Source organism: Halapricum sp. CBA1109, assembly GCF_009741825.1.
In the GTDB taxonomy this organism is placed as follows: Archaea; Halobacteriota; Halobacteria; order Halobacteriales; family Haloarculaceae; genus Halapricum.
The window spans coordinates 1-7829 of the sequence record NZ_WPCA01000126.1 but is presented as its reverse complement, the minus strand read 5'-3'; the positions used below and the strand labels follow the sequence as shown (position 1 = coordinate 7829).

Below are 7829 nucleotides of genomic sequence, written 5' to 3'. Positions count from 1 at the left end.
CGAACGACCGGCGTCCTTTCGCTCGCCGCCGCTGTACTGCTCTGCGGTCTATCTTCGCGTACGAAGGTGCCGTCGGCCAGACGGTCGATGCCGCACGCGGTCGAGGCGGCCCCGAACTCCGATATCATCTCGATCAGCAGGTCGTGTGTCAGCGGGCGCTCGAACGGTTCGCCCTCGATAGCCAGTTGCATCGACTGGGCCTGATCGCTGCTGACGAAGATGGGGACCAGTTCCTCGCGGGTCTTCCCCCGGTCGTACAGTTCGTTCAGCGCGACGGCCGCCGCCGCGGCGGAGGCGGCCGAGGACCCCAGCCCCGAGGCGGGCCGGATTCCCTTGTCGATCTGGATGTGGGCGGGCGCGTCGAGCGCATCCGCGACGGCACCGACGGTGTTTTCCTCCGGGTCTTCGGGGATGAAGTCGCTGCCGGCCCCTCGAACGTCGATGGTCGTCCGGTCCCGCTTCTCGACGCGAACCACGTCGGCGGGGTGGCCCAGGGCGACGCCGAAGACGTCGAAGCCGCTCCCGAGATTCGCACTCGTCGCCGGCGCCCGGACCGTGAGCATACCCTCCGATAGCCGGACTGCCCGCAAAAAGGTAGCGTTCTCCGTAGCCCCGACTGGCAGTCGCGGCCCCGTTCGTCCGGCCGGTCGCAACCTGAACCGCGCCGTCGGCCGACCCTAGCTACATAGCCTTCAATCATTTAATCATTCCTCGACATTCACCGTCTATGCGTAAACTGGCAGCAATTATGTTTGCGTTTATGATCGTGCTGGCCGGCTGTAGCGGCGGCGGAACCACCGCGACCCCGACCGACGCTGACGGCGGTGACGCTCCGGACGACGAGGGTGAGATGGACGCCACTCCGACGCCCGACGGTGACGACGGGACGGACGGAGACGAGAGCGACGACGGCACCGATACCGACCAACCGGATCTCAGGGAGACACTGCGGAACACCGGTTCCGGCGGCCCGCTCGAAAACGCGACGCAGGTCGAGTTCACGCTCTACAACGGGACCCAACAGATCGACGTCCTGATCCGAAACGACACGAGCGCGGACCGCGAACTCATCCGCCTCACCCGAGCCAACGGCGACACGACGACCCTGTACAGCACCGGGGACTACGCCGCGCTCCGGAACACGACGACCGGGCAGATTCGCTACGGCGAACCCGACGGGAGGATCGGGACCGGGCTGAGCTTCGGTGCGTCGATCCTGATCTTCGGTGGGTTGTCCTACGCCGGTGCCGTCGAGTGGGAGGCGGCCGGGACCACGTCCGTCGGCGGCCAGGATGCCGCCGTCTTCGAGGCCGACTCGCTCAACCGGACGGCGTTCGAGAACCCCGACGAGGGGCTGAACTACGGGTTCGAACCGGACGACGTCCAGTCCGTCGACGGCCGGTTCGTGGTCACGTCCGAGGGTGGTATCCGGTCGATATCCGTGGACATCGTGACGGGAGCGGGGACGTTCGGGACCGAGATATCACTCACGTACGAGGACGTCTCGGTCACGAAACCGGACTGGGTCGACGAGTCTCAGGCGTCCTGACGGGACAGCCGCCGTCCCGCAGTTCCAGCGGGCGGACGGATGAAAAGCTTGAACCCCGCCACGGCGGAAGTAGAGGTATGATCGGTATCGTCGGCGGCGGTATCGCCGGTCTCTCGGCGGCCTACCGGCTTCAGAACCACGGCCACGAAGTGCAGGTCTTCGAGGCGAGCGAGGACCTCGGCGGCCTCGCGGCCACCTACGACACTGCCGGTGACCCAATCGAGAAGTTCTACCACCACCTCTCACAGTCAGAGCAGACCATCATCGAACTCGCCGAGGACCTCGGTCTGGGCGACGCCGTCGAGTGGCGCTACAAGTCCGACGCCTTCTACGTCGACGGCGCGGTCCACCCGATGGACACCCCGTGGGAGATTCTCGCCTACCCCTACCTTTCGGTCTACGACAAGTTCCGTCTCGGGATGTTGGTCAAGGAGATAGACGTCCGGGGCGGCGTTCCGACGTTCGACACCTACGAGAACCTGCAGGACTTCGAGGACGTCCCGATCAAGGAGTTCCTGCTGGAACACACGACACAGGGCGTTTACGAGTACTTCTGGGAACCACTTCTGGACGCGAAGTTCGGCTCCCGCAAGGAGGACGTCTCGGCGGCGTGGCTGTTGGGCCGCGTGAAGTTCCGCGGCGAACGGGACCTGTTGCGCGGCGAGCAACTGGGCTACGTCCAGGGGAGTTTCGGCCGCCTGCTGGACGCCCTCCTCGACACGGTCGGTCGGGAGAACGTCACGACCGGCGCGCGCGTCACCGGCCTCGGGACGGGAGACGGGACGGTCCAGTCGATGACCGTCGAGACGGCGGACGGGGAGACGACCCACGATGTCGAGTCGGCGGTCATCGCCACGATGCCGAACGTCCTCGAAGACCTGACGGGCTACCCCTGTGACATCGACTTCCAAGGGACGGTCTGTTCGGTGCTCAGCCTCGACACCTCGATGACGGACACCTACTGGCTGAACCTCATCGACGACGCGCCCTTCGGCGTCCTCATCGAGCACACGAACTTCGTGCCCGAGTCCCGCTACGGCGGCGAACACCTCTACTATCTGGCGAGTTACGTCCAGGACTACGAGGAGGACCTCTGGCAGCGGACGAACGAGGAAGTCGAGGACCTGTGGCTGGACGGCGTCGCCGACCTCTTCCCCGCGTTCGACCGTGAGCAGGTCAACTGGATGCAGACGGCGCGCAACCCCCGGACGGCCCCCATCTACGAGCGCGGGTACCTCGATATGGTCGTGCCCTACGACCTCGGGGAGTCGGTGGCCGACGGCATCTACTACGCCGGGATGGCCTCCCGGGCGCAGTACCCCGAGCGCTCGCTCGACGGCGGTATCGAGGCCGGGTACGCCTGTGCGGACCTGATCGACGAGCGTAGCACGCGCCGCGTCGAGGCCACGAGCGACTGACTACCGGCCGGAGGTCCTTTTGAGTCGGTCGATCCCGACCACGTAGACGAGACCGTACGAGAGCAGTCCCGCGACCAGATACAACAGCATCGCCTCCGGGACTGTCGCCCAAGCGGTGACCCACTCGCCGGTGACGAACCACGCGGCCCATCCCAGCCCGAGGAACGTAGCGAGGACGGTGATCCCGAACGTGCCGAGGTGATCGTGAGCCCGTGGACGGCTCTGGACGAGGAGGGCCGCCCCTGCTACCGAGAGGACGACCACGGGGACGAGCGGTTGCCCGTCGTAGCCCGGCACGGTTTCGAGAACGACAGTCGCCGGGAACAGACACAGAAGCACCGCGACCCACGACGAGTGGACGGTACTCAGTCTCCCGAACCCGTCCGAGAGGCTGTCCCGAAGTGCCCCCATCGGTCGTGGACGCGGCTCGTTTCCGGTATCGCTATCACTCACATACGGGGCTCAGACGGGCGAAACAAAAACATCGTGATTATGTCTCCGAAACGTACCACGCCGCCGCCAGCGAGAGGCCGGCGGCACCGGCCGAGACGAGGAGGAGTTCGACGGCGAGCGAGCCGAACCCGGCGACTCCCACGAGGAGTTCCCGGCGGCGTGGCCGCTTCATATCGGTTCGCGGTTCACCGACGCGAAACAAATAGCTTCCGTCTAGCTCTCGACCGTCTCCTCGTCGACGCCGGGGGCCTGTTCGACGTCCACGTCCTCGGGTTCCTCGGTGCCGCCGACGACGAGGTCGCCGTCCGCTGTCTCGACGTAGACGTCGTCGGCGAACCCGCCTTCGGCGTGGGGGTGAACCGGGTCGCCCAATTTCTCGGGCGTCGACGGCGCGTCGGGCAGGCCGTCCGCGGGCGCGAACGCCCCGAGGGGGTCGTCGATGGTGATGCCGTAGCGCCGGAAGAACGACTCGTAGCGGTCGTAGTGGGCTTCGAGTTCGTCGGCGGGGAACTCCATCATCTCCGTCCAGCCGTGGTTGTAGAACTCGAAGTTGGCCTGCGCGTGGGTTATTTCGCGGGCTTTCGCCTCCGGGAAGCCGTCCTCCAGCGCGGCGACGTAGGTGTCCATCGTCGCCTCGAAGAAGGCGTCCAGTCGGTCGCGGCGTTCGTCGTGGTTCGTCTCGTCGGTCCGGTCGAGGAAGATGCCGGTGTGCATACCTGCCAGCCTGTCGCTGACTTTCTCCCCGACGACGGGCATCGTCAGCGCCTGCTTTGCGGCCCAGTGGCGGACGTTCTGGCGGATTTTCATACGCGCCAGTTTAGGGGTAGGGACCCTTTAACGCAGTGGCTTACCACGTGCCAATCTGTCTCTCGGCCCCACGATGGTGGGCCGAAAAACCGCGCAGATAGCAATCCACATTAAGGTCCAACACGAACCCGACAGCATGAGCACGTCGCACGTAATCCTCGGTGACGGCATCGCGGGCAGTTCGGCGGCCGAGACGATACGGGAGTCCGACGCCGACGCGGACATCACCGTCGTCACCGAGGAGGGCGAGGCGCTGTACAACCGAATCCTGATCAAGGAGTTCGCCAAGGGGAAGCTCCCAGAAGCGCCCGTCTCCATCCACGAACCCGGCTGGTACGACGAACGCGACATCGACCTCCAGTTGAACACCCACGTCACGGGCGTCGACACCGACGCGAAGGAGGTACACACCTACGACAGCGGCACCATCGAGTACGACAAACTCCTGATAGCGACCGGCGGCACGCCCGTCCAACTCCCCGTCGAGAACGGTGACGCGGAGGGTATCCACCAGTTCTGGACGTTCCCGGACGCCCGGGAGATACGCGAGAACGCCGCCGACGCCGAGACGGGCGTCGTCGTCGGCGCAGGACTGCTCGGCATCGACCTCGCGGCGATCTGTGGCGCACAGGGCGTCGACGCGAAGTACCTGATGCGGGGCAACCGCTGGTGGCGCTACGCGCTCAGCCTCGACGGCGCGGAGATAATCCACGACGCCTTGGAGGACATCGGCGTCGAACCCGTCTTCGAGAGCGGCCTCGACCACTTCGAGGTCGACGAGGGGGGCCACGTCGAGTCCGTCGTCGACTCCAACGGCGAGGCCCACCCCGCGGACTTCGTCGGCATCGCCGTGGGACTGGACTACAACACGGAGTTCCTGCAGGGCTCGGCCGTCGAGTTCGAGGACGGTATCTTCACCGACGAGCACATGCGGACCAACGTCGAAGACATCTACGCTGCGGGTGACATCACCCGGTATCACGACGTGATCCTCGACGACCGCACGCAGAACGGCGCGTGGGGGTCCGCGAAGGAGCAGGGCGTCACCGCCGGCAAGAACATGGCCGCCGACGAACCCACGGCCACGTTCCGGTACGTCCCCTCCTACTCAATCACGCACTTTGACTTCCCGTTCCTCTCTTTCGGCCATCCGACCATCGGCGACGACCACGCCGAGCGCAAGTACTCCGACTCGGAGTGGCGGCGCCTCACCTTCAAGGACGGGAAACTCGTCGGCGGCGTGCTGATCGGCGACCTCTCCCAGCAGTCGACGTTCAAGAAGATCATCCGGCAGGAACGACCCGTCGGCGACCAGACGGACCTCCTGCTGGAGGAGGACGTCGACCTCGATTCGCTTGCCGCGCCGGCGGCCGAGTGAGGGATCGATACGTCTTTGGGCCGGCCACTGCGACCGTCCACTATGGACAGTGGCAACGGTGGAGAGATGACGCTGGCGTTCGATCTCGCGGCGCTCAAACAGCTCTCGCGTCCGGACGCCGTCTTCGAGGACGCGCGCCGCTGGAGCAAGTACGTCGGCGTCGTCTCGGAAAAGCCCACCTACGTCGTCACGAACTTCACGCGCAAGCACCGAATCCGACAAGACTTTTTTTCCGGACCGAGAGGTAGAAGCGAGAGCCTCACGAACGTCAAAGAGCAGTTCGACACGGACCGGTACGTCTTCGTCGGCGTCGACGACGAGGACGCGTCGGTCGCCGAAGACACCGGGTGGGAGTACCTCCCGGTCGAGGACGCCGCCGAGGCCGCCGAGTGGGAACTCGGCGAGCCAGAGTCCCCCGCTGCTGACACTGACGAGACGCGTGAGGACTGGCCCTAACCATGTCATCGAACCCCTTCGACGATGTCGCGGACGACGCACCGCCCCAACAGCCAGCCGACCTCTCCATCGGCAACCTCCTGTCGGCCGGGATCCGGTTTCTCACCTCGACGACGGGCCTACAGATATTCGGACTGTTGGTCGTCGTCGCGTTGATAAACCAGGTCGTCAGCGCGTCCAGTCTCGTCCAGTTCTTCACGGCCTTCGAGGAGGCCGGGGTCGATATCCCGGACGCCGGTGAGCCGCCGAGCGCGCTCGTGCTCGACCTGCCGGGGCCGGTCGTGTCCGCGATACCGATACTCCTCGGTGTCGTCGTCCAGACCGCGAAAGTGATCGCCGTGCGGTCGTTCGCCGCCGACGAACTCGACGGGATACACTCCGAGACGGCGACCCGACGGCTCGGTGTCGCGGTCGGCATCGCCTTCATCGGCGGCGTCCTCCTGACTATCGCACAGTTCGTCGGCGTCCTCGGGTTCGGTATCGGCCTCCTGATCACGTACCCACTCGTCTGGGTTCTGTTCGTGTTCTACCTCCAGGAGGTCTCGATCCGTGACCGCGGACTGTTCGAGGGGATGTCCGAGAGTCTCGACCTGACTGACGGGCACCGTGCGACCATCCTCGGCCTCGGTGTCATCTTCGCGGTCATCGGTGGCGTCGTCGCAATCGTCACCACCGTCGGCCTGCTTTTCATCCCGTGGACTGCCTACGCCGGTGTCTCCGCCGTCCTCAGTGGCATTGTCACCGTCTTCTCGCTGGGCGCGGTCACCCAGGCGTGGGTCGAACTCGACCGCCACCGCGAGGAGCAGGTCGGCCCGATGAGCGCCGACAACCTCGCCGACGATCAGGGCGACTCCTGGCAGGAGACTGACGAGTGGACCGACGAGGACTCCGGAACCGGCGGCCAACAGGACGACCAGTGGAACAGCGACGACGACGGCTGGAGCTGAGACCGGCCGGACACTTTTCTCGCCGCCGTTCGTAGTCCACCCCGATGACGGACCCGAACTACGACGTCGAGGTCGAGGTCGAAGTGGAGATAGACAGCGACGAACTCGAAGTGGAGTTCGACGACCCCATCGAAGCAGAGGCCGAGATGGAGAACGGTGGTATCGGCATCGAACTGGAAGTCGAAGTCGAGAAGACCGGCGGCGAGGCCGACGCCGTCCACGAGGACGACGACGAGAATCCGATGGAGTAGTCGGCCACCGACCGCCGTTCTTATTCCCGACAGCGACCAACGGGACCGTATGGCAGAACCACACGTCCCCGACGGGCCCGGCGACGACTTGGAACTTCCCTGTGGCGAGTCGCTGTCGGTCCGGGAACTTGATCTGGGGATGCGGGAAATCGGCTGTGACTGCGGTGAGGACCACGCCGTCGTCTTCGACGTGAACCCGCTGGCGCGGTTCGTCCCCGAGGACATCGTCGCGCAGTTGCAGTCGGTCGTCGAGACGGACGACGACTACGACGAGTTCGCCACCGCCCACTTGCTGGGCAGTGTGATGGAGGAGTTTCCCGAGGCCGTCGCGGTGGCGGACGTCTCCGAAGACGGGCAGGTCGGGGCCGGCATCGTGTGGGTCACCGACTTCAACGACCGGCGCCTCCACGAGGTGGCCGTCGAGTTGCTCGTGGAGTTGATGGAACACGCCATCAGCCACATCGACAACGAGGAGTTGACCGCGGAGTTCGAACAGCAGATGGCGGAGTTCGACGTCGAGTCGTTCGTCGAGGCCTATCGTGAGCAACGGGACTTCGAGAGCGAGCACGA

Annotated in this window: 11 protein-coding genes; 7 read left to right on the top strand and 4 right to left on the bottom strand. The window is 65.4% G+C overall.

Features of this window, described 5'->3' with window-relative positions:
- Positions 1 to 563: bifunctional nuclease domain-containing protein (locus tag GJ629_RS17205; RefSeq protein ID WP_231754618.1), on the bottom strand; the 563-nt coding region annotated here is incomplete at its 3' end.
- 164 nt (positions 564 to 727) lie between these two features.
- Here GJ629_RS17205 and GJ629_RS12555 point away from each other — a divergent pair.
- Both GJ629_RS12555 and GJ629_RS12550 read left to right on the top strand, forming a co-directional pair.
- The gene (locus GJ629_RS12555) at positions 728 to 1549 is read left to right on the top strand and encodes a hypothetical protein (protein WP_157513363.1); all 822 of its coding nucleotides are present in this window, start codon (positions 728 to 730) and stop codon (positions 1547 to 1549) included.
- Between the two features lie 77 nt (positions 1550 to 1626).
- Positions 1627 to 2967: an NAD(P)/FAD-dependent oxidoreductase gene (locus GJ629_RS12550; protein ID WP_157513362.1), complete on the top strand. Its 1341-nt coding sequence runs from the start codon at positions 1627 to 1629 to the stop codon at positions 2965 to 2967.
- On the opposite strand, the gene GJ629_RS12545 is transcribed toward GJ629_RS12550, so the two are convergent.
- The 3 genes from GJ629_RS12545 to GJ629_RS12540 all read right to left on the bottom strand — a co-directional run bounded on the left by GJ629_RS12545 (position 2968) and on the right by GJ629_RS12540 (position 4227).
- A complete protein-coding gene (locus GJ629_RS12545) occupies positions 2968 to 3378 on the bottom strand; it encodes a hypothetical protein (RefSeq protein ID WP_197428595.1) in 411 nt (136 codons plus the stop codon).
- A 79-nt stretch (positions 3379 to 3457) separates the two neighbouring features.
- Entirely contained in the window at positions 3458 to 3592 is a 135-nt protein-coding gene (locus GJ629_RS17635; RefSeq protein ID WP_255475234.1) for a hypothetical protein, read from the bottom strand.
- A 41-nt stretch (positions 3593 to 3633) separates the two neighbouring features.
- A complete protein-coding gene (locus GJ629_RS12540) occupies positions 3634 to 4227 on the bottom strand; it encodes a DUF6149 family protein (protein WP_157513360.1) in 594 nt (197 codons plus the stop codon).
- A 136-nt stretch (positions 4228 to 4363) separates the two neighbouring features.
- On the opposite strand from GJ629_RS12540, the gene GJ629_RS12535 reads away from it, so the two are divergent.
- The 5 genes from GJ629_RS12535 to GJ629_RS12515 form a co-directional block, all read left to right on the top strand.
- Complete coding sequence (locus tag GJ629_RS12535) at positions 4364 to 5605, top strand: NAD(P)/FAD-dependent oxidoreductase (RefSeq protein WP_157513359.1); 1242 nt, start codon at positions 4364 to 4366, stop codon at positions 5603 to 5605.
- 42 nt (positions 5606 to 5647) lie between these two features.
- The gene (locus GJ629_RS12530) at positions 5648 to 6061 is read left to right on the top strand and encodes a hypothetical protein (protein ID WP_157513358.1); all 414 of its coding nucleotides are present in this window, start codon (positions 5648 to 5650) and stop codon (positions 6059 to 6061) included.
- Positions 6062 to 6063: 2 nt separating this feature from the next.
- Entirely contained in the window at positions 6064 to 7008 is a 945-nt protein-coding gene (locus tag GJ629_RS12525) for a hypothetical protein (protein ID WP_157513357.1), read from the top strand.
- A gap of 44 nt (positions 7009 to 7052) precedes the next feature.
- The gene (locus tag GJ629_RS12520) at positions 7053 to 7259 is read left to right on the top strand and encodes a hypothetical protein (RefSeq protein WP_157513356.1); all 207 of its coding nucleotides are present in this window, start codon (positions 7053 to 7055) and stop codon (positions 7257 to 7259) included.
- 49 nt (positions 7260 to 7308) lie between these two features.
- A partial coding sequence (locus tag GJ629_RS12515) for a DUF5815 family protein (protein ID WP_157513355.1) occupies positions 7309 to 7829 on the top strand: 521 nt, incomplete at its 3' end.

Coding starts and splice junctions, on each gene's coding strand:
- GJ629_RS12520 (WP_157513356.1), top strand. CDS start 7,053: ATGACGGACCCGAACTACGACGTCGAGGTCGAGGTCGAAGTGGAGATA.
- GJ629_RS12530 (WP_157513358.1), top strand. CDS start 5,648: ATGGACAGTGGCAACGGTGGAGAGATGACGCTGGCGTTCGATCTCGCG.
- GJ629_RS12545 (WP_197428595.1), bottom strand. CDS start 3,378: ATGGGGGCACTTCGGGACAGCCTCTCGGACGGGTTCGGGAGACTGAGT.
- GJ629_RS12555 (WP_157513363.1), top strand. CDS start 728: ATGCGTAAACTGGCAGCAATTATGTTTGCGTTTATGATCGTGCTGGCC.
- GJ629_RS12535 (WP_157513359.1), top strand. CDS start 4,364: ATGAGCACGTCGCACGTAATCCTCGGTGACGGCATCGCGGGCAGTTCG.
- GJ629_RS17635 (WP_255475234.1), bottom strand. CDS start 3,592: ATGAAGCGGCCACGCCGCCGGGAACTCCTCGTGGGAGTCGCCGGGTTC.
- GJ629_RS12550 (WP_157513362.1), top strand. CDS start 1,627: ATGATCGGTATCGTCGGCGGCGGTATCGCCGGTCTCTCGGCGGCCTAC.
- GJ629_RS12540 (WP_157513360.1), bottom strand. CDS start 4,227: ATGAAAATCCGCCAGAACGTCCGCCACTGGGCCGCAAAGCAGGCGCTG.
- GJ629_RS12525 (WP_157513357.1), top strand. CDS start 6,064: ATGTCATCGAACCCCTTCGACGATGTCGCGGACGACGCACCGCCCCAA.